Source organism: Paraburkholderia sp. RL18-101-BIB-B (assembly GCF_046026985.1).
GTDB lineage: Bacteria > Pseudomonadota > Gammaproteobacteria > Burkholderiales > Burkholderiaceae > Paraburkholderia.
On the sequence record NZ_JARESV010000017.1, the window covers coordinates 145,419 to 166,725 of the forward strand.

Sequence of the window (21,307 nt, forward strand, 5' to 3'; positions counted from 1 at the left end):
ATGACTTAGCGATGTCCGGCGGACCGGATAACCGCTGGAAGCCTTATTGCAGCTTGATTTCCACGTCCACGCCAGCCGGCAGATCGAGCTTCATCAGTGCGTCAACGGTCTTGTCCGTCGGATCGACGATGTCCATCAGACGTTGGTGCGTACGGATTTCGAGCTGATCGCGCGAGGTCTTGTTGACGTGCGGCGAACGCAGGATGTCGAAGCGTTGAATGCGGGTCGGCAGGGGCACCGGACCACGAACGATTGCGCCAGTCCGCTTTGCCGTGTCGACGATTTCAGCTGCCGATTGATCGATCAGACGATAGTCGAAAGCCTTCAGGCGAATGCGGATTTTCTGGTTCTGCATGACAATTCCTTGGAAAAGAGCGAGGCGGTATTGCACCGCCAGACAATAAAAGAACGTAGAGCCGGGCGCCCGCTGAGGGCCGGCGCCCGGCTCCGGGCACCACTTACAGCAAATACGTCAATCCGCGATTTTACTCGAGAATCTTGGCAACCACACCTGCGCCGACCGTACGGCCGCCTTCGCGGATTGCGAAACGCAGACCTTCTTCCATCGCGATCGGGTTGATCAGCTTCACCGTGATCGACACGTTGTCGCCCGGCATGACCATTTCCTTGTCCTTCGGCAACTCGATCGAGCCCGTCACGTCCGTCGTACGGAAGTAGAACTGCGGACGATAGTTGTTGAAGAACGGCGTGTGACGGCCACCTTCGTCCTTGCTCAGCACATACACTTCAGCCGTGAAGTGCGTATGCGGGTTGATCGAACCCGGCTTCGCCAGCACCTGGCCACGCTCCACGTCTTCACGCTTCGTGCCGCGCAGCAGGATACCCACGTTGTCGCCCGCCTGACCCTGGTCCAGCAGCTTGCGGAACATTTCCACGCCCGTGCAGGTCGTCTTCACCGTCGGCTTGATACCGACAATTTCGATTTCCTCGCCGACCTTCACGACGCCGCGCTCAACGCGACCCGTCACCACCGTGCCGCGACCCGAGATCGAGAACACGTCTTCCACCGGCATCAGGAACGCGCCGTCAACTGCGCGCTCCGGCGTCGGGATGTACGTGTCCAGCGCGTCGGCCAGATTCATGATCGCCACTTCGCCCAGCTCGCCCTTGTCGCCTTCCAGCGCCAGCTTGGCCGAACCCTTGATGATCGGCGTGTCGTCGCCCGGGAAGTCGTACTTCGACAGAAGTTCGCGAACTTCCATCTCGACCAGTTCCAGCAGCTCAGCGTCGTCCACCATGTCGCACTTGTTCAGGAACACGATGATGTACGGAACGCCAACCTGACGCGCCAGCAGGATGTGCTCACGCGTTTGCGGCATCGGGCCGTCTGCGGCCGAGCACACCAGGATCGCGCCGTCCATCTGCGCTGCGCCCGTGATCATGTTCTTCACATAGTCAGCGTGGCCCGGGCAGTCGACGTGTGCGTAGTGGCGGTTAGCCGTTTCGTACTCGACGTGTGCCGTGTTGATCGTGATGCCACGCGCCTTTTCTTCCGGCGCCGCATCGATCTGGTCGTACGCCTTCGCTTCGCCGCCAAACTTCTGCGTCAGAACCGTCGTGATCGCTGCCGTCAGCGTGGTCTTGCCGTGGTCAACGTGACCGATCGTGCCGACGTTCACGTGCGGCTTGGTCCGTTCGAATTTACCTTTAGCCATGTTTCTCTTCTTTCAAAAAGTTAATCGTTGAATGACTTGCCGCGCGATTACTTCGACTTCGCGTTGATGATCGCTTCGGACACGTTACGCGGTGCTTCGGAGTAGTGCTTGAACTCCATCGTGTACGTTGCACGACCTTGGGTCAGCGAACGCAGCGACGTCGAGTAGCCGAACATTTCCGACAGCGGGACTTCGGCGCGAACGATCTTGCCGCCGCCAACCATGTCGTCCATGCCCTGAACGATACCGCGACGACCCGACAGGTCGCCCATCACGTTGCCCATGTAATCTTCAGGCGTTTCGACTTCCACAGCCATCATCGGCTCGAGGATGACCGGTTGAGCCTTGCGCATTGCTTCCTTGAACGCCATCGAACCGGCCATGCGGAACGCATTTTCGTTCGAGTCAACGTCATGGTACGAACCGAACGTCAGGTGAACCTTGACGTCGACGACCGGGAAGCCTGCCAGCACGCCTGCCTTCAGCGTTTCCTGGATACCCTTGTCCACCGCCGGGATGTATTCGCGCGGAATCACGCCGCCCTTGATCTCGTCGAGGAACTCGTAGCCCTTGCCTTGCTCATTCGGCTCGAGCGTGATGACCGCGTGACCGTACTGGCCGCGACCACCCGACTGCTTGACGAACTTGCCGTCAACGTCTTCCGCCTTGCCGCGAATCGTTTCGCGGTAAGCAACCTGCGGCTTGCCGACGGTCGCTTCCACGCCGAATTCGCGCTTCATGCGGTCAACCAGAATTTCCAGGTGAAGCTCGCCCATGCCCGAAATAATGGTTTGGCCCGATTCTTCGTCCGTTTGAACGCGGAACGACGGATCTTCCTGTGCCAGACGGTTCAGCGCCAGACCCATCTTTTCCTGGTCAGGCTTCGTCTTCGGCTCAACAGCCTGCGAAATCACCGGCTCCGGGAAAATCATGCGTTCGAGCACGATCGGGCTTTGCGGATCGCACAGCGTGTCGCCGGTCGTTGCGTCTTTCAGGCCGACCGCGGCAGCGATGTCGCCTGCGCGGACTTCCTTGATTTCTTCGCGCTGGTTCGCGTGCATCTGCAGAATACGACCCAGACGTTCCTTCTTGTCCTTGGTCGCGTTCAGCACGGTGTCACCGGAATTCACAACGCCCGAGTACACGCGGAAGAAGATCAGCTGGCCGACGAACGGGTCGGTCATGATCTTGAATGCCAGTGCCGAGAACTTTTCGTCGTCGGCAGCGCGGCGCTCGCCCTTTTCACCGTTTTCCAGCTCGCCGGTAACCGGCGGGATGTCGACCGGCGACGGCAGGAAGTCGAGCACGGCGTCCAGCATACGTTGCACGCCCTTGTTCTTGAACGCGGTACCGCACAGCATCGGCTGGATTTCGCAAGCGATCGTACGGTCGCGCAGACCCTTAACGATTTCCGCTTCCGTCAGCTCGCCCTCTTCGAGGTACTTGTTCATCAGGTCTTCGCTCGACTCAGCAGCCGCTTCGACCATCTTTTCGCGCCACTCGTTGCACGAATCGAGCAATTCCGCCGGGATCTCTTCGTACGAGAACTTCGTGCCTTGCGACGCGTCGTCCCAAATGATCGCTTTCATCTTCAGCAGATCGACGACGCCCGTGAAGTTTTCTTCCGCGCCGATAGGCACCACGACCGGAACCGGGTTCGCCTTCAGACGCAGCTTGAGCTGGTCGTAAACCTTGAAGAAGTTCGCGCCGGTACGGTCCATCTTGTTGATGAACGCGAGACGGGGAACCTTGTACTTGTTAGCCTGACGCCACACGGTTTCCGACTGGGGCTGAACGCCGCCCACAGCGCAGTAGACCATGCACGCGCCGTCGAGCACGCGCATCGAGCGCTCAACTTCAATCGTGAAGTCGACGTGGCCCGGGGTGTCGATGATGTTGATGCGGTGCTCAGCGCGGTCGCCGGCCATGCCTTTCCAGAACGCCGTGGTAGCAGCGGACGTGATCGTGATGCCGCGTTCCTGCTCCTGCTCCATCCAGTCCATGGTGGCAGCGCCGTCGTGAACTTCACCAATCTTGTGGTTCACGCCGGTGTAGAACAAGATGCGCTCGGTCGTCGTCGTTTTGCCGGCGTCGATGTGAGCGCTAATACCGATGTTACGGTAGCGCTCGATAGGTGTCTTGCGAGCCACTTTGATCCTCTATTGGGATGACGCGATGCGAGAAAATGCCCATCGCGCTGTAACACAAACGGGCGAGGCGCTTTGTAAGCGCACCCGCCCGGAATTTCTTTCCGTTTTTTCTGCTAAACCCGGGTTCGGGAAGCTTAGAAACGGAAGTGCGAGAACGCCTTGTTGGCTTCTGCCATCCGGTGAACTTCGTCGCGCTTCTTCATTGCGCCGCCACGGCCTTCGGCCGCTTCGGAGAGTTCACCTGCCAGACGCAGGGCCATCGACTTCTCGCTGCGCTTCTTCGCGGCTTCACGCAGCCAACGCATCGCCAATGCCATACGACGCGACGGGCGCACTTCGACCGGAACCTGATAGTTCGCACCACCAACGCGGCGGCTCTTCACTTCGACCACCGGCTTGACGTTGTTGAGCGCTACCGTGAACACTTCCAGCGGGTCCTTGCCACCCTTGGTCTGGATCTGTTCGAAAGCGCCGTACACGATACGCTCGGCAACCGACTTCTTGCCAGAGAGCATCAGCACGTTCATGAACTTAGCTACATCAACGTTACCGAACTTCGGATCCGGCAACACTTCCCGCTTGGGGACTTCGCGACGACGCGGCATGTTTCTTCCTTTAACTTTTCAGTTGGAGCTATTTTTAGCCCCGCGGCCACCAACTAACCCGATTCATCTCTAACGACTTACCAGCCTGGTCGGGTGACCACTTACTCGACAGCGCCGGCGATTCCGGCACCACCGCTATTACCGCCCTTGCAGGCGACCTGAAACTACTGACCGGCTAGTTACTTGCCAGCCTTGGCACGCTTCGCACCGTACTTCGAGCGAGCCTGCTTACGATCCTTGACGCCCTGGGTATCCAGCGAGCCGCGAACCATGTGGTAACGCACACCCGGCAAGTCCTTGACACGGCCGCCGCGAATCAGCACGACCGAGTGTTCCTGCAGGTTGTGGCCTTCACCACCGATGTACGAAATCACTTCGAAGCCGTTCGTCAGGCGCACCTTCGCAACCTTACGGAGTGCCGAGTTCGGCTTCTTCGGCGTCGTGGTGTACACACGGGTGCATACGCCGCGACGCTGGGGGCAGTCCTGCAAAGCCGGGCTCTTGCTCTTCGTCGTTTCCGACGCGCGGCCTTTGCGAACCAGTTGATTGATGGTTGGCATTGTTTATTCCTGAAATTGAACAAAATCGACGCATCTGTTTCCGGGCAAAGCAGAAACGATTGCGCATCGAACTTCCGGACCGGTAGTCGGCGTACGAATCGACTTCGCGCGCAGGCATTCCAAGAACCGGAACCTAGCATAATATTCCGAAAATACTAAGGGAGTCAACAGGTTGCGATGTTTCGCATCCCTGCCGACCCGCTCAGGCACTCGCTGAGCGCTCAGTCGGCGGCGACGACTTCCAGCAATTCGTCGCCGAAACGGTCAAGTTTGCGCGCGCCCATACCCGGAATGCCGCGCAAATCCTCGATCGAGTCAGGGCCGTTGCGAGCAATTTCCGCCAAGGTGGCGTCGTGGAAAATCACATATGCCGGCACGCCGTCGCTCTTGGCCGTTTCCGTGCGCCACGCGCGCAGACGCTCCCAGCGCGCGCGTTCACGCGGGCCCATGCCGATCGTCGGGTCGGCGCGCTCGCTGGTGCGGCCGGACGATTGACGCGTGCGCGTCGGCTTCACATAACGGCGCATCGTGACGTTCTGCCCGCCCTTGAGGACCGGCTTGCTTGCCTCGGTCAGGACCAGTGAGCCGAAGCCTTCGTGGTCGACCGTTAGATAGCCGAATGCGACCAGTTGGCGAAATACCGCGCGCCACTCCGGCTCGCCTAGCGCCGAGCCAATGCCGAACGTAGTCAGTTTCTCGTGACCGCGCTGCACGATTTTCTCGCTGCTGTTGCCACGCAGAATGTCGATCAGATGGCCGGCGCCGAAATGAAAGCCGCTCGCCCGCTGGGCGCGGAACACGCACGATAGCGCCATCTGCGCCTCGCGCGTCGCATCCCATGTGTCCGGCGGTTCAATGCAGTTGTCACAGTTGCCGCAAGGTTTGCTCGATTCGCCGAAATACGCGAGCAGTCGCACACGCCGGCAGGTCGCCGCTTCGCACAGTCCCAGCAGCGCATCCAGCTTGCCCGTTTGTACGCGTTTGTGCGCGTCGTCGGCATCGGATTCGTCGATCATCTTGCGCTGCTGCACGACGTCGCCGAGACCGTACGCCATCCACGCGTTGGCCGGCATGCCGTCGCGGCCCGCGCGGCCCGTTTCCTGGTAATAGCCCTCGACGCTCTTCGGCAAGTCGAGGTGAGCGACGAAGCGTACGTCCGGTTTGTCGATGCCCATGCCGAACGCGATCGTCGCGCACATCACGATCCCTTCCTCGCGCTGAAACATCTCCTGATGCTTCTGGCGGATTTCGAACTCCATCCCGGCGTGGTACGGCAGCGCGCGCATGCCTTTTTCCTTCAGCCACTCCGCCGTCTCTTCGACCTTGCGACGCGACAAGCAATAGACCACGCCGGCGTCGGTCGTGCCGTCCGGCTTCGAATGCTCGGCGCGGATGAAGTCCAGCAATTGCGTACGCGCGTTGTCTTTTTCGACGATGCGATAGCGGATGTTCGGCCGGTCGAAGCTCGACACGAAAATGCGCGCGTCATCCAACGCGAGGCGGTGGATGATCTCATCGCGCGTGATGGCATCCGCGGTGGCCGTGAGCGCGATTCGCGGCACGTTCGGAAAGCGCTCGTGCAGCACAGATAGCTGAATGTATTCCGGCCGGAAATCGTGCCCCCATTGCGACACGCAATGGGCCTCGTCGATGGCGAACAAGCCAATGCGCGTGCGCTCCAGCAGTTCCTGAAAACGGGGCGTCATCAACCTCTCCGGCGCCACGTAGAGCAGATCAATATCACCGTCGCGCAACGCGCGCTCCGTTGCCATCGCCTCGGCGCTCGACAGCGTCGAATTCAGATACGCCGCGCGTACGCCCACTTCGGTGAGCGCGGCCACCTGATCCTGCATCAACGCGATCAGCGGAGAGACGACGATGCCCGTGCCGAAACCGCCTTCGCGGCGCACCAGCGACGGAATCTGATAGCAGAGGGACTTGCCGCCGCCCGTCGGCATCAGCACGAGACAATCGCCGCCGCCGGCGACGTGCTCGACAATTTCACCCTGCTGTCCTCTGAACGCGGGGTAACCGAAGACTTCGTTGAGGATTTCGAGGGGACGGGACATGAATTTGAGAGAAGCAGCGTGATGCCGGTGACACGAATTTTACCAACGCATTCGTGCTGCGCCCGCGCTTTGATGCAGCGTTAGCCGTTTGGCCTACGAATCCGCAAAGAAACGCAAAAAAAGAAAAGCGCATAAAAAAAAGCCGCTCAGTCGAAACTGAGCGGCTTCGCTGGCTGGTCAGCCCCAAGCGGCTTGCGCCGCCAGGACTTACTCGCCTGAGTGCTGCTGTTCGGCGGCCGGGGTTTCCGGCGTACCGAATTCGAACGACTCTTCCGCTGCGATCTGATCGAAACGCTCGCGGTCGGACAGTTCCTTGCTCTTGCGTGCCTTGTGGAACGCGAGACCCGTACCGGCCGGAATCAGACGGCCGACGATCACGTTTTCCTTCAGACCACGCAGGTCGTCGCGCTTGCCCATGATCGCCGCTTCGGTCAGCACGCGGGTCGTTTCCTGGAACGACGCCGCCGAGATGAACGAATCGGTCGACAACGAGGCCTTCGTGATACCGAGCAAGACGTTTTCGTAAGTTGCCGGACGCTTGTCTTCCGCGATCATACGGTCGTTCTCGTCGAGCATATCCGACCGCTCGACCTGTTCGCCCGGGATGAAACGCGTATCGCCGTTGTCCGTAATCTGCACGCGGCGCAGCATCTGACGAACAATCACTTCAATGTGCTTGTCGTTGATCTTCACGCCTTGCAGACGGTACACGTCCTGCACTTCGTCCACGATGTAACGCGACAGCGCTTCGACGCCCTGCAAACGCAGAATGTCGTGCGGATCCGCCGGCCCGTCGACGATCATTTCGCCCTTGTTGACGACTTGACCATCGTGCACCAGAACCTGCTTTTCCTTCGCGATCAGGAACTCGTGCTGGTTGCCCTCGAGGTCCGTGATAACGAGACGCTGCTTGCCCTTCGTGTCCTTACCGAACGACGTCGTACCCGTGACTTCCGCCAGGATACCTGCGTCCTTCGGCGAACGTGCTTCGAACAGTTCCGCCACACGTGGCAGACCGCCGGTAATGTCACGCGTCTTCTGCGATTCAGTCGGGATACGTGCGAGCACTTCACCGACCTGCACTTGCTGACCGTCCTTCACGGTGATCAGAGCGCCGACCTGGAAGCCGATCTGCACCGAGTGCTCGGTGTTCGGGATCTTGACTTCTTCGCCGTTCGCATCGAGCAGCTTAACCTGCGGACGCACCGTCTTCGACGCTTGCGAACCACGACGCTTCACGTCGATCACGACCAGCGTGGACAGACCCGTCACGTCGTCGATCTGCTTGGCAACCGTCACGCCTTCTTCGACGTTTTCGAACTTCACCGTACCACCGTACTCGGTGATGATCGGACGCGTCATCGGATCCCACGTCGCCAGTTGCGTGCCGGCCTTGATCTGCGCGCCGTCCAGTTGCAACAGCGTCGCGCCGTACGGCACCTTGTGACGTTCGCGCTCGCGACCGTGGTCGTCGGTGATCATCGCTTCGCCCGAACGCGAGATGACGATCTGCTCGCCCTTCGCGTTGGTGACGTAACGCATCGTTGCCGTGAAACGCACCGTGCCGTTCGACTTCGCTTCAACCGACGAAGCCACTGCCGCACGCGATGCCGCGCCACCGATGTGGAACGTACGCATCGTGAGCTGCGTGCCCGGTTCACCGATCGACTGCGCAGCGATCACGCCGACTGCTTCACCAACGTTGACCGACGAGCCGCGGCCCAGGTCGCGGCCGTAGCAGGCTGCGCACAGACCGTAACGCGTTTCGCAAGTCAGCGGCGTACGCACGCGCACTTCGTCGATGCCGAGGCGTTCGATTTCTTCGACCGCGTCTTCGTCGAGCAACGTGCCCGTTTCGTACAGCGTTTCCTGCGATTCCGGATTGACGACGTCAGCCACCGTCACGCGACCCAAAATACGGTCACGCAGCGCTTCGACGACTTCACCGCCTTCGACCAACGCCTTCATGGCGACACCGTTGGACGTACCGCAATCGTCCTCGACCACCACCAAGTCTTGCGTCACGTCGACGAGACGACGCGTCAGGTAACCCGAGTTTGCCGTCTTCAGTGCCGTATCAGCCAGACCCTTACGTGCGCCGTGGGTCGAGATGAAGTACTGCAACACGTTCAGGCCTTCACGGAAGTTCGCCGTAATCGGCGTCTCGATGATCGAGCCGTCCGGCTTCGCCATCAGGCCACGCATACCGGCCAGCTGACGAATCTGAACCGCGGAACCACGAGCACCGGAGTCCGCCATCATGTAAATCGAGTTGAACGATTCCTGACGCGTTTCGTTGCCGTCGCGATCCGTGACCGGTTCCGTCGACAGCTGCTCCATCATCGCCTTGCCGACTGCTTCCGACGTTGCCGACCAGATGTCGACCACGTTGTTGTAGCGCTCTTGCGACGTGACGAGGCCCGACATGTACTGACGGTCGTATTCCTTCACCTTCTTCGCGGCGTCGCCGACGATGGTTTCCTTCTGCGGCGGCACGAGCATGTCGTCGACGCAGATCGAGATACCAGCGCGCGTTGCCAGACGGAAACCCGACTGCATCAACTGGTCGGCGAAAATCACCGTTTCGCGCAGACCGCACTTGCGGAATGCGGTGTTGATGAGGCGCGAGATTTCCTTCTTCTTCAGCGGCTTGTTGAGCACCGAGAACGGCAGGCCCGGCGGAAGAATTTCCGACAGGATTGCGCGGCCGACGGTGGTCGGGTACAGCGTGATCTTCGGCACGAACGCCGGCGCACCTTCCGACTTGTCTTCGTTATGGACCATTTCGGTGATCCGCACGTTGACGCGCGAGGCGAGCTCGACTTCCTTGTTTTCGTACGCACGCAGCGCTTCCGAGACGCCCGTGAACGTCAGGCCTTCGCCCTTGCCGTTCACTGCTTCACGAGTCGCGTAGTACAAACCGAGCACGATATCCTGCGACGGCACGATCGACGGATCGCCGTTAGCCGGGAACAGGACGTTGTTCGACGCCAGCATCAGCGTGCGCGCTTCCATCTGCGCTTCCAGCGACAGCGGCACGTGAACAGCCATCTGGTCACCGTCGAAGTCGGCGTTGAACGCCGCGCAAACGAGCGGGTGCAGCTGGATTGCCTTACCTTCGATCAGCACCGGCTCGAAAGCCTGAATGCCAAGACGGTGCAGCGTCGGCGCACGGTTCAGCATGACCGGATGTTCGCGAATGACTTCTTCGAGAATGTCCCACACCACCGGCGTCTGGTTCTCGACTTCCTTCTTCGCAGCCTTGATGGTGGTAGCGACACCCATCACTTCCAGCTTGTTGAAGATGAACGGCTTGAACAGTTCGAGCGCCATCAGCTTCGGCAGACCGCACTGATGCAGCTTGAGCGTCGGGCCGACCACGATCACTGAACGGCCCGAGTAGTCAACGCGCTTACCGAGCAAGTTCTGACGGAAACGACCGCCCTTACCCTTGATCATGTCAGCGAGCGACTTCAGCGGACGCTTGTTCGCGCCGGTCATGGCCTTACCGCGACGACCGTTGTCGAGCAGCGAATCGACGGCTTCCTGCAGCATCCGCTTTTCGTTGCGGACGATGATTTCAGGCGCCTTCAGTTCGAGCAGACGCTTCAACCGGTTGTTACGGTTGATCACGCGGCGATACAGGTCGTTCAGGTCCGACGTCGCGAAACGGCCGCCGTCCAACGGCACCAGCGGACGCAGTTCCGGCGGCAGCACCGGCAGCACTTCGAGCACCATCCAGTCAGGCTTGATGCCCGAACGCTGGAAAGCCTCGAGCACCTTCAGGCGCTTCGCGTACTTCTTGATCTTCGCTTCCGAACCCGTGTTCTTAAGTTCGGTGCGCAGCATCTCGACCTGTTCGTCGATGTTGATCGCGCGCAGCAGTTCGCGCACGCCTTCCGCGCCCATTTCAGCGCGGAATTCGTCACCGTACTCTTCGACCTTGTTGTAGTAATCCTCTTCCGTCATGATCTGCCGCGCTTTCAGCGGCGTCATGCCCGGATCGATCACCACATATGCTTCGAAGTACAGCACGCGTTCGATGTCGCGCAGCGTCATGTCGAGCACCATGCCCAGACGCGACGGCAGCGACTTCAGGAACCAGATGTGCGCAACCGGCGAGGCCAGTTCAATGTGGCCCATCCGTTCGCGACGCACCTTCGCCAGCGTCACTTCGACGCCGCACTTCTCGCAGATCACGCCACGGTGCTTCAGGCGCTTGTACTTGCCGCACAGGCATTCGTAGTCTTTGATCGGCCCGAAGATCTTCGCGCAGAACAAACCATCGCGTTCCGGCTTGAACGTCCGGTAGTTGATGGTTTCCGGCTTCTTGACTTCACCGAACGACCACGAACGGATCTTGTCCGGCGAAGCCAGACCGATCTTGATCGCGTCAAAAACTTCAGGCTGTTGGACTTGCTTGAATAGATCGAGCAGAGCTTTCATTGCTTTCTCTCCGTAGTCCGATTAGTTGCGGTCGAGGTCGATGTCGATACCGAGCGAGCGGATTTCCTTCACCAACACGTTGAAGGATTCCGGCATGCCGGCGTCGATCACGTGATCGCCCTTGACCAGGTTTTCATAAACCTTGGTCCGGCCTGTCACGTCGTCCGACTTCACCGTCAGCATTTCCTGCAGCACGTACGATGCGCCGTACGCTTCGAGCGCCCACACTTCCATTTCACCGAAACGCTGGCCACCGAACTGCGCCTTACCGCCCAACGGCTGCTGCGTCACGAGCGAGTACGGGCCCGTGGAACGCGCGTGCATCTTGTCGTCGACCAAGTGGTGCAGCTTCAGGTAGTGCATGTAGCCGACCGTCACCGTACGTTCGAACATCTCGCCCGTGCGGCCGTCGTACAGACGCACCTGATTCTTCGACGGCGTCATGCCGAGGTTCTTCGCGATGTCGTCCGGGAATGCCAGATCCAGCGCGCGCGACATTTCTTCTTCCGTCGCACCGTCGAACACCGGCGTGGCAAACGGCACGCCTTCGCGCAGGTTCTTCGCCAGTTCGACGATCTCGTCGTCCGTGAAGCTGTCCAGCTCTTCGGCGCGGCCCGACTCGTTGTAGATCTTCGTCAGGAATTCGCGCAGTTCTTCGATCTTCGCCTGACGCTGCAGCATTTCGCCGATACGCCAGCCGAGACCCTTCGCGGCCCAACCCAGATGCACTTCGAGAACCTGACCCACGTTCATCCGCGACGGCACGCCGAGCGGGTTCAGAACGACGTCAGCCGGACGGCCGTCGGCCATGTACGGCATGTCTTCGATCGGAACGATCTTGGACACCACACCCTTGTTACCGTGACGGCCGGCCATCTTGTCGCCAGGCTGCAGGCGGCGCTTGACTGCCAGGTAAACCTTGACCATCTTCAACACGCCCGGCGGCAGTTCGTCGCCTTGCGTGAGCTTCTTGCGTTTTTCTTCGAACGCCAGATCGAACTGGTGACGCTTCTGTTCGATCGAGTCCTTGATAGCTTCGAGCTGGGCCGCTGCTTCTTCGTCCGCGAGGCGGATGTCGAACCAGTGGTAGTGATCCAGATCTTCCAGGTAAGCCTGTTCGATCTTCGTGCCCTTCGCGAGCTTCTTCGGACCGCCGTTCGCGACCTTGCCGGTCAGCATACGTGCGAGACGCTGGAAGGCGTCGCCTTCCACGATACGCAGCTGGTCGTTCAGGTCGAGGCGATAGCGCTTCAGTTCATCGTCGATGATCTGTTGCGCACGCTTGTCGCGCTGAATGCCTTCACGCGTGAACACTTGGACGTCGATCACCGTGCCGCTCATGCCCGACGGCACGCGCAGCGACGTGTCCTTCACGTCCGAAGCCTTCTCGCCGAAGATCGCGCGCAGCAGCTTTTCTTCCGGCGTCAGCTGGGTTTCGCCCTTAGGCGTGACCTTGCCGACCAGCACGTCGCCTGCTTCTACTTCAGCGCCGATGTAGACGATGCCCGACTCGTCGAGGCGGCCGAGTTGCACTTCAGCCAGGTTCGAGATGTCGCGCGTGATTTCTTCCGGTCCGAGCTTCGTATCGCGAGCAACGACGTTCAGTTCTTCGATGTGGATCGACGTGTAACGGTCGTCAGCAACCACCTTCTCCGAGATCAAAATCGAGTCTTCGAAGTTGTAGCCGTTCCACGGCATGAACGCGACCAGCATGTTCTGGCCGAGAGCCAGTTCGCCGAGGTCGGTCGATGCACCGTCAGCCAGCACGTCGCCACGCGACACGATGTCGCCGACCTTCACGATCGGGCGCTGGTTGATGTTCGTGTTCTGGTTCGAACGCGTGTACTTGATCAGGTTGTAGATGTCCACGCCAACGTCGCCAGCAACGGCTTCATCGTCGTTCACGCGGATCACCATACGGCCTGCGTCGACGTAATCGACCACACCGCCGCGGAATGCCTGAACCGTCGTACCCGAGTCGACTGCCACCGTGCGCTCGATACCCGTACCGACCACGGCCTTTTCAGGACGCAGACACGGCACAGCCTGACGCTGCATGTTCGAACCCATCAATGCGCGGTTCGCGTCATCGTGCTCGAGGAACGGAATCAGCGATGCTGCCACCGACACGATCTGCGACGGCGCCACGTCCATGTACTGGATGCGGTCCGGCGTGACCATCAGCGTTTCGCCTGCTTCACGCGACGACACCAGTTCGTCGGTCAGCGAGCCGTCAGCAGCAACCGCCGCGTTCGCCTGAGCGATCACGTAACGGCCTTCTTCGATCGCCGACAGGTAGTCGATCTGATCGGTCACCTTGCTGTCCACAACCTTGCGATACGGCGTTTCGAGGAAGCCGTATTCGTTCAGGTGCGCATACAGAGCGAGCGAGTTGATCAGGCCGATGTTCGGACCTTCCGGCGTTTCAATCGGGCAAACGCGACCGTAGTGAGTCGGGTGCACGTCGCGGACTTCAAACCCAGCGCGCTCACGCGTCAAACCGCCCGGGCCAAGAGCCGAAACACGGCGCTTGTGGGTGATTTCCGACAGCGGGTTCGTTTGGTCCATGAACTGCGACAGCTGCGACGAACCGAAGAACTCGCGAATCGCCGACGAAATCGGCTTCGAGTTGATCAGGTCGTGCGGCATCAGGTTTTCGCTTTCGGCCTGGCCGAGGCGTTCCTTCACAGCACGTTCGACACGCACGAGACCTGCGCGGAACTGGTTTTCCGCCAGTTCGCCGACGCAACGCACACGACGATTGCCCAAGTGGTCGATGTCGTCCACTTCGCCCTTGCCGTTACGCAGCTCGACCAGGATCTTGATCGTGGCGAGGATGTCGTCGTCTTGCAGCGTCATCGGGCCGACGATTTCGTCGCGGCCAACACGACGATTGAACTTCATACGACCCACCTTGGACAGGTCGTATGCGTCTTCGCTGTAGAACAGACGGTTGAACAGCGCCTCGACCGCTTCTTCGGTCGGCGGTTCGCCCGGACGCATCATGCGGTAGATCGCGATGCGCGCGGCCATCTTGTCCGCGGTTTCGTCGATACGCAGCGTCGACGAAATGTACGGACCTTGATCCAGATCGTTCGTGTAGAGCGTCTGGATGTCTTTGATCTTCGACTCGCGCAGCTTCTCGAGGACGGTTTCCGTGATTTCGTCGTTCGCGTTGGCGATGACTTCACCGGTGTCGCCGTCGACGACGTTCTTCGCCAGCACGCGGCCGAGCAGATAGTCTTCCGGGACCGAGATGAACTTGGTCTTGGCGTTGTCGAGGTCGCGAATGTGCTTCGCGTTGATCCGCTTGTCCTTCTGGACGATCACGTTGCCATCACGGTCCGTGATGTCGAAACGCGCGACTTCGCCACGCAGACGCTCCGGCACGAATTCCATCTGCGCGCCTTCCGGCATCAGCGTGAAATTGTCGAACACGAAGAAGTTTGCGAGGATCTGTTCCGGCGTGAGGCCGATTGCCTTCAGCAGGATCGTGACCGGCATCTTGCGGCGACGGTCGACGCGGAAGTACAGCACGTCCTTCGGGTCGAACTCGAAATCGAGCCACGAACCGCGGTAAGGAATGATACGTGCCGAGAACAGGAGCTTGCCCGAGCTGTGCGTCTTGCCCTTGTCGTGTTCGAAGAACACGCCCGGCGAACGGTGCAACTGCGAAACGATCACACGTTCCGTGCCGTTGATGACGAACGAACCTGTCGGCGTCATGAGCGGAATTTCGCCCATGTACACTTCCTGTTCCTTCACTTCCTTGACGACCGGCTTGCTCGGCGATTCCTTGTCGAGCAGCACCAGACGCACTTTCGCGCGCAGGGCCGAGCAGTACGTCAAACCGCGCTGCTGACATTCCTTGATGTTGAATGCCGGCGGCGACAGCATGTAGCTGACGAACTCTAGACGAGCGAACCCGTTATGCGAAACAATCGGAAAAACGGAGGTAAACGCAGCTTGCAGGCCTTCCGGCTTGCGTTGCGTGGACGACGTGTCTGCTTGCAGAAACGTGCTGAATGATTCAAGCTGGGTAGCCAGCAGGAAAGGTACTTGGTGAACGATGGGGCGCTTCGCAAAACTCTTGCGAATACGCTTCTTCTCGGTGAAGGAATATTGCATACGATCTCCGAATCACGGCGGGCATTGTTGTCGAGGCAGGATACCTTGATGAGACAACCCGAGTGTTCACCGACTGAGACCCGATGGCCGTCCGATGGCTTGAACGAGCCTAGAAGCTTGGTGGTTGGCCGCTACCAACCGCTGGCTGACGGCAGCGGATGCCTATGTTGCCCGCTACCCGACCAAACTTGCCTTCTGCAGTCGCTTCAGAAGACAAAGAGAAACGCCGGTCAATGTTGCCGAAAGGCGGTTTTCTTTGGCTTCTGGGGCGTCTGTTCTTGCCGAAATTAGCTGGCAAAAACGTAGTCCCCACAAAGCACAAAAAGGCCGGCGGTGGAAAACCGCCAGCCTTCGCACAGCGCGCTGAAACTTACTTGATTTCAGCCTTCGCGCCGGCTTCTTCCAGCTTCTTCTTGGCTTCTTCAGCAGCAGCCTTCGGTACCGATTCCTTAACAGGCTTCGGTGCGCCGTCGACCAGGTCTTTCGCTTCCTTCAGGCCAAGACCCGTCAGTTCACGAACAGCCTTAATGACCGAAACCTTGTTCGCGCCGACTTCCGTCAGGTTGACCGTGAATTCGGTTTGCTCTTCAGCAGCAGCAGCAGCGCCGCCGCCTGCCGGGCCTGCCACTGCAACAGCAGCTGCCGACACGCCAAACTTTTCTTCGAACGCCTTGACCAGTTCGTTCAGTTCCAGAACCGACATCGAGCTTACTGCCTCGAGGATGTCTTCTTTTGCGATTGCCATTTGAAATACTCCTAAATTGAATTCGGATACAGCCAGCGATCAATCACGCTCGACTGAAGTGCATTACGCAGCGGTTTCTTCGCCTTGTTTCTTTTCTGCCAGCGCGGCCAGAGCGCGCGCAAAGCCGGAAACAGGTGCCTGCATAACGTACAACAGCTTGGAGAGCAGTTCTTCGCGGCTCGGGATGTTTGCCAGCGCTTGCACGCCAGCCTTGTCCATCACCTTGCCTTCGTAGGAACCAGCCTTGATGATCAACTTGTCATTGGTTTTGCCGAAGTCGTTGACGACCTTAGCAGCAGCAATTGCATCTTCCGAGATGCCGTAGATCAGGGGACCAGTCATCTGCTCTGCCAGCGGAGCAAACGGGGTACCTTCGACAGCGCGACGCGCCAACGTGTTTTTCAACACGCGAAGGTAAACCTGTTGCTCACGCGCTTTCGCGCGCAGCTTGGTCAGATCGCCAACCGCGATTCCACGATACTCAGCCAGAACCACGGTCTGGGCTTTCGCGACTTGCGCGGCAACCTCAGCGACGACGGCCTGCTTGCTTTCTTTGTTGAGTGGCACGGTTAACCTCCAGATTCGATACACGCGGCGTGCGCCTTGTGTATCGCGTTCAATAACGGCGTCCGACCAGTCAGGAGTATTTCGACCGCCCGACACCCGCATTGCTGCGGAGATCGACCGGCTTCATCACTACAAAACCTTTTCGGGTTCGCCATCTGCGTTGGCTTTGCATTAAGGACTCGCCCACCTGCTGCGTGCCCGCCAACGGTCTTTGACAACCGGCTGTGCCATGCAAACTGCCATTTCACAACCGCCCAAAGCCCATAAAACCGCCCCGACTTTCGCCGAGGCGATGAATTTTCTTACTGTGCTGCCAGCGATGCCTGGTCGACGCGAACGCCGACACCCATCGTGCTCGACAGCGCAACCTTGCGCAGGTAGATACCCTTGCTCGTTGCCGGTTTCGCTTTTTGCAGCGCGTCGACGAGAGCGTTCAGGTTGCTACGCAGAGCCGTCGGCTCGAACGAAGCACGGCCGATAGTGGCGTGGATGATACCGGCCTTGTCGACACGGAATTGCACCTGACCAGCCTTGGCGTTCTTGACCGCGGTCGCGACGTCCGGCGTAACCGTACCGACCTTCGGGTTCGGCATCAAGCCGCGCGGGCCGAGGATCTGACCGAGCGTACCGACGACGCGCATCGTATCCGGCGAAGCGATCACGATGTCGAAGTCCAGCTTGCCAGCCTTGACTTGTTCAGCCAGGTCTTCCATACCGACGACTTCCGCGCCGGCTGCACGGGCCTGTTCAGCCTTTTCGCCTTGTGCGAACACGGCGACGCGGACCGACTTACCGGTACCTGCCGGCAGAACGACCGAGCCACGAACCACTTGGTCCGACTTCTTCGCGTCGATGCCGAGTTGCACTGCAACGTCGATCGACTCGTCGAACTTCGCGCTTGCGCATTCCTTCACGAGCGACAGCGCTTCATCGATTGCGTACAGCTTTTGACGATCGACCTTGGCTGCAAATGCTTGCAGACGCTTTGAAAGCTTAGCCATTTACACGCCCTCCACGGTGATGCCCATCGAGCGGGCGCTACCAGCGATCGTACGAACCGCTGCGTCCAGATCAGCTGCCGTCAGATCGGGCATCTTGGTCTTGGCGATGTCTTCAGCTTGAGCGCGGGTGATCTTGCCGACCTTGTCGGTATGCGGCTTGCTCGAACCCTTGTCGATCTTCGCTGCCTTCTTGATCAGAACCGTAGCCGGCGGCGTCTTCAGAACGAACGTGAAGCTCTTGTCCGCAAACGCGGTGATCACGACCGGAATCGGCAGACCCGGTTCCAGCGCTTGAGTCTGCGCGTTGAACGCCTTGCAGAACTCCATGATGTTCAGGCCGCGTTGACCCAGTGCCGGACCAACCGGCGGCGACGGATTGGCTTTACCTGCAGGAATCTGCAGCTTGATAAAGCCGATGATTTTCTTTGCCATGTTGAAAACCTCTTTGGAACACCGCATGGGTACATGCGGGAGTTCAGTGAGTAGTAGCGCGCGTTCGCCGAAAAACTGGGTACTTACGCTCCTCAACGGCCATTACGCGGACCGTAAGCGCGAAATACGAAACGCACCGACTGGTGCGCTCCGTAGAATTTTGGATTACAGCTTTTCGACCTGGCCGAATTCCAGCTCGACCGGCGTTGCGCGGCCGAAAATCGTAACGGAAACACGGACGCGCGACTTTTCGTAGTTCACTTCTTCGACGCTGCCGTTGAAATCCGTGAACGGACCGTCCTTCACCCGCACCATCTCGCCGACTTCGAACAGGGTCTTCGGACGCGGCTTTTCCACGCCTTCCTGCATTTGCGACATGATCTTCTCGACCTCCCGTGGGGAAATCGGACTCGGACGATTACGCGCACCACCAACGAAACCCGTCACCTTTGCCGTATTTTTCACGAGGTGCCACGTCTCGTCAGTCATTTCCATCTCCACGAGCACATAGCCCGGGAAGAAACGACGCTCGGTCACCGATTTGTGACCGCCCTTCACCTCGACCACTTCTTCAGTCGGAACAAGGATTTGACCAAACTGGTCTTGCATGCCAGCACGTTCGATGCGCTCCTGAAGCGCACGTTGCACGCTCTTCTCCATGCCGGAGTAGGCGTGCACGACGTACCAACGCTTGCCGCTCGGGGATGCCGGAGTATCGCTCATATCATTTCCAACCCAGAATCACCGAGAAAATCGCCCATTCGATGGATTTATCACTAATCCAAAGAAAGATCGCCATGACGAACACGAAGCCGAACACTACGAGCGTTGTCTGGGTAGCCTCTTTGCGAGTCGGCCAAACAACCTTGCGGACTTCCTTATACGAATCTTTGGCGAAAGCGATGAAACCCTTGCCAGGCGCGGAGAGAAGACCGACTGCAACACCCGCGATCGCACCAACAGCCAAGGCAGCTCCGCGGACGTACCATTCCTGGCCGCTAAGCCAGAAGAACCCCACGAACCCGGCCAAGACCAACAATACGCCCCCGACGAGCATCAGCTTGTCGCCGGATGTATTTACAGTTTCGACGGAAGGATTCGCCATAACACCTTAACGAAGCGCCACATACGGCGCGAGAGTTGGCAGGGGCAGAGGGAATCGAACCCCCAACCTTCGGTTTTGGAGACCGACGCTCTGCCAGTTGAGCTATACCCCTAAACCATTTGGGGTTGACGACACCGCCAACCCCGAAACTACCGATCAACGAGAACTATCTGGCGTTACTCGAGGATCTTGGCAACCACACCTGCACCGACCGTACGGCCGCCTTCGCGGATTGCGAAGCGCAGACCTTCTTCCATCGCGATCGGGTTGATCAGCTTCACCGTGATCGACACGTTGTCGCCCGGCATGACCATTTCCTTGTCCTTCGGCAACTCGATCGAGCCCGTCACGTCCGTCGTACGGAAGTAGAACTGCGGACGATAGTTGTTGAAGAACGGCGTGTGACGACCACCTTCGTCCTTGCTCAGCACATACACTTCAGCCGTGAAGTGCGTATGCGGGTTGATCGAACCCGGCTTCGCCAATACCTGGCCACGCTCCACGTCTTCACGCTTCGTGCCGCGCAGCAGGATACCCACGTTGTCGCCTGCCTGACCCTGGTCCAGCAGCTTGCGGAACATTTCCACGCCCGTGCAGGTCGTCTTCACCGTCGGCTTGATACCGACAATTTCGATTTCCTCGCCGACCTTCACGACGCCGCGCTCAACGCGACCCGTCACCACCGTGCCGCGACCCGAGATCGAGAACACGTCTTCCACCGGCATCAGGAACGCGCCGTCAACTGCGCGCTCCGGCGTCGGGATGTACGTGTCCAGCGCGTCGGCCAGATTCATGATCGCCACTTCGCCCAGCTCGCCCTTGTCGCCTTCCAGCGCCAGCTTGGCCGAACCCTTGATGATCGGCGTGTCGTCGCCCGGGAAGTCGTACTTCGACAGAAGTTCGCGAACTTCCATCTCGACCAGTTCCAGCAGCTCAGCGTCGTCCACCATGTCGCACTTGTTCAGGAACACGATGATGTACGGCACGCCAACCTGACGCGCCAGCAGGATGTGCTCACGCGTTTGCGGCATCGGGCCGTCTGCGGCCGAGCACACCAGGATCGCGCCGTCCATCTGCGCTGCGCCCGTGATCATGTTCTTCACATAGTCAGCGTGGCCCGGGCAGTCGACGTGTGCGTAGTGGCGGTTAGCCGTTTCGTACTCGACGTGTGCCGTGTTGATCGTGATACCACGTGCCTTTTCTTCCGGCGCCGCATCGATCTGGTCGTATGCCTTCGCCTCGCCGCCAAACTTCTGCGTCAGAACCGTCGTGATCGCTGCCGTCAGCGTGGTCTTGCCGTGGTCAACGTGACCGATCGTGCCGACGTTCACGTGCGGCTTGGTCCGCTCAAACTTACCCTTGGCCATTTTCGACTCCTAAGAGGATTTTTCCGTACGTTGCGCCGGGCGCAAACAATCACCGAGTACTTCTGGTGCCCATGGGCAGGATCGAACTGCCGACCTCTCCCTTACCAAGGGAGTGCTCTACCACTGAGCCACATGGGCGCTACTTCTGTGTTGCTGGAGCGGGTGAAGGGAATCGAACCCTCGCCGTAAGCTTGGAAGGCTTCTGCTCTACCATTGAGCTACACCCGCAAGGATTCATGGATTCCCAACAACTGCTACAACTTGCATTCTGGTGGAGGAGGTTGGATTCGAACCAACGTAGGCGTAAGCCAACAGATTTACAGTCTGCCCCCTTTAGCCACTCGGGCACCCCTCCGCAGAGAACTGATGATTATGGGGGAACAACCGCTTGTTGTCAAGACTTGCTTGACTGCACCAAACCCAAAGCTCTCACTTATATAGTGACTGCTGCCTCCC

Annotated in this window: 16 protein-coding genes and 4 tRNA genes; 1 reads left to right on the plus strand and 19 read right to left on the minus strand. The window is 59.3% G+C overall.

Annotated features, from left to right (window positions below):
- Nucleotides 1–43 precede the first annotated feature (43 nt).
- The 8 genes from rpsJ to rpoB form a co-directional block, all read right to left on the minus strand.
- Nucleotides 44–355 carry a 30S ribosomal protein S10 gene (gene rpsJ / locus P0D73_RS24000; protein ID WP_006998489.1) on the minus strand — a complete coding sequence of 104 codons (312 nt, stop codon included), beginning with the start codon at nt 353–355 and terminating at the stop codon, nt 44–46.
- A 130-nt stretch (nt 356–485) separates the two neighbouring features.
- The gene (gene tuf, locus P0D73_RS24005; RefSeq protein ID WP_012434572.1) at nt 486–1,676 is read right to left on the minus strand and encodes an elongation factor Tu; all 1,191 of its coding nucleotides are present in this window, start codon (nt 1,674–1,676) and stop codon (nt 486–488) included.
- Nucleotides 1,677–1,723: 47 nt separating this feature from the next.
- Nucleotides 1,724–3,826, minus strand: coding sequence for an elongation factor G (gene fusA, locus P0D73_RS24010; protein ID WP_408179035.1), 2,103 nt, complete (start codon nt 3,824–3,826; stop codon nt 1,724–1,726).
- 134 nt (nt 3,827–3,960) lie between these two features.
- Nucleotides 3,961–4,431 (minus strand): 30S ribosomal protein S7, encoded by a 471-nt coding sequence (rpsG, locus tag P0D73_RS24015; protein ID WP_006053291.1) that lies wholly within the window; start codon nt 4,429–4,431, stop codon nt 3,961–3,963.
- A 179-nt stretch (nt 4,432–4,610) separates the two neighbouring features.
- Nucleotides 4,611–4,991, minus strand: a complete 381-nt coding sequence (gene rpsL / locus P0D73_RS24020; RefSeq protein ID WP_006998493.1) for a 30S ribosomal protein S12 — start codon at nt 4,989–4,991, stop codon at nt 4,611–4,613.
- 221 nt (nt 4,992–5,212) lie between these two features.
- The gene (gene recQ, locus P0D73_RS24025; RefSeq protein WP_408179034.1) at nt 5,213–7,060 is read right to left on the minus strand and encodes a DNA helicase RecQ; all 1,848 of its coding nucleotides are present in this window, start codon (nt 7,058–7,060) and stop codon (nt 5,213–5,215) included.
- Nucleotides 7,061–7,267: 207 nt separating this feature from the next.
- Entirely contained in the window at nt 7,268–11,506 is a 4,239-nt protein-coding gene (rpoC, locus tag P0D73_RS24030) for a DNA-directed RNA polymerase subunit beta' (RefSeq protein WP_132376694.1), read from the minus strand.
- Between the two features lie 21 nt (nt 11,507–11,527).
- The gene (gene rpoB, locus P0D73_RS24035; protein ID WP_132376693.1) at nt 11,528–15,634 is read right to left on the minus strand and encodes a DNA-directed RNA polymerase subunit beta; all 4,107 of its coding nucleotides are present in this window, start codon (nt 15,632–15,634) and stop codon (nt 11,528–11,530) included.
- Nucleotides 15,635–15,758: 124 nt separating this feature from the next.
- Between rpoB and P0D73_RS24040 the strand changes: the two genes are divergently transcribed.
- Entirely contained in the window at nt 15,759–16,001 is a 243-nt protein-coding gene (locus P0D73_RS24040) for a hypothetical protein (protein ID WP_132376692.1), read from the plus strand.
- A gap of 3 nt (nt 16,002–16,004) precedes the next feature.
- Here the strand turns inward: P0D73_RS24040 and rplL are convergent, their stop codons facing one another.
- The 11 genes from rplL to P0D73_RS24095 form a co-directional block, all read right to left on the minus strand.
- Nucleotides 16,005–16,379: a 50S ribosomal protein L7/L12 gene (gene rplL / locus P0D73_RS24045; protein WP_011490060.1), complete on the minus strand. Its 375-nt coding sequence runs from the start codon at nt 16,377–16,379 to the stop codon at nt 16,005–16,007.
- A 63-nt stretch (nt 16,380–16,442) separates the two neighbouring features.
- Entirely contained in the window at nt 16,443–16,946 is a 504-nt protein-coding gene (rplJ, locus tag P0D73_RS24050; protein WP_007180144.1) for a 50S ribosomal protein L10, read from the minus strand.
- Nucleotides 16,947–17,248: 302 nt separating this feature from the next.
- Nucleotides 17,249–17,947: a 50S ribosomal protein L1 gene (gene rplA, locus P0D73_RS24055; RefSeq protein ID WP_132376691.1), complete on the minus strand. Its 699-nt coding sequence runs from the start codon at nt 17,945–17,947 to the stop codon at nt 17,249–17,251.
- Nucleotides 17,948–18,379 carry a 50S ribosomal protein L11 gene (gene rplK, locus P0D73_RS24060; protein WP_007180146.1) on the minus strand — a complete coding sequence of 144 codons (432 nt, stop codon included), beginning with the start codon at nt 18,377–18,379 and terminating at the stop codon, nt 17,948–17,950.
- A gap of 165 nt (nt 18,380–18,544) precedes the next feature.
- A complete protein-coding gene (nusG, locus tag P0D73_RS24065; protein ID WP_007180147.1) occupies nt 18,545–19,102 on the minus strand; it encodes a transcription termination/antitermination protein NusG in 558 nt (185 codons plus the stop codon).
- Nucleotide 19,103: 1 nt separating this feature from the next.
- On the minus strand, nt 19,104–19,484 hold the full coding sequence (secE, locus tag P0D73_RS24070) for a preprotein translocase subunit SecE (RefSeq protein WP_132376690.1): 381 nt from the start codon (nt 19,482–19,484) through the stop codon (nt 19,104–19,106).
- A gap of 36 nt (nt 19,485–19,520) precedes the next feature.
- Nucleotides 19,521–19,596 (minus strand) — tRNA-Trp (locus P0D73_RS24075).
- 64 nt (nt 19,597–19,660) lie between these two features.
- Nucleotides 19,661–20,851, minus strand: coding sequence for an elongation factor Tu (gene tuf, locus P0D73_RS24080; protein WP_012434572.1), 1,191 nt, complete (start codon nt 20,849–20,851; stop codon nt 19,661–19,663).
- Between the two features lie 63 nt (nt 20,852–20,914).
- A tRNA-Thr gene (locus P0D73_RS24085) sits at nt 20,915–20,989 on the minus strand.
- Between the two features lie 16 nt (nt 20,990–21,005).
- Nucleotides 21,006–21,079 (minus strand) — tRNA-Gly (locus tag P0D73_RS24090).
- Between the two features lie 41 nt (nt 21,080–21,120).
- Nucleotides 21,121–21,206, minus strand: a tRNA-Tyr gene (locus P0D73_RS24095).
- Between the last annotated feature and the right edge of the window lie 101 nt (nt 21,207–21,307).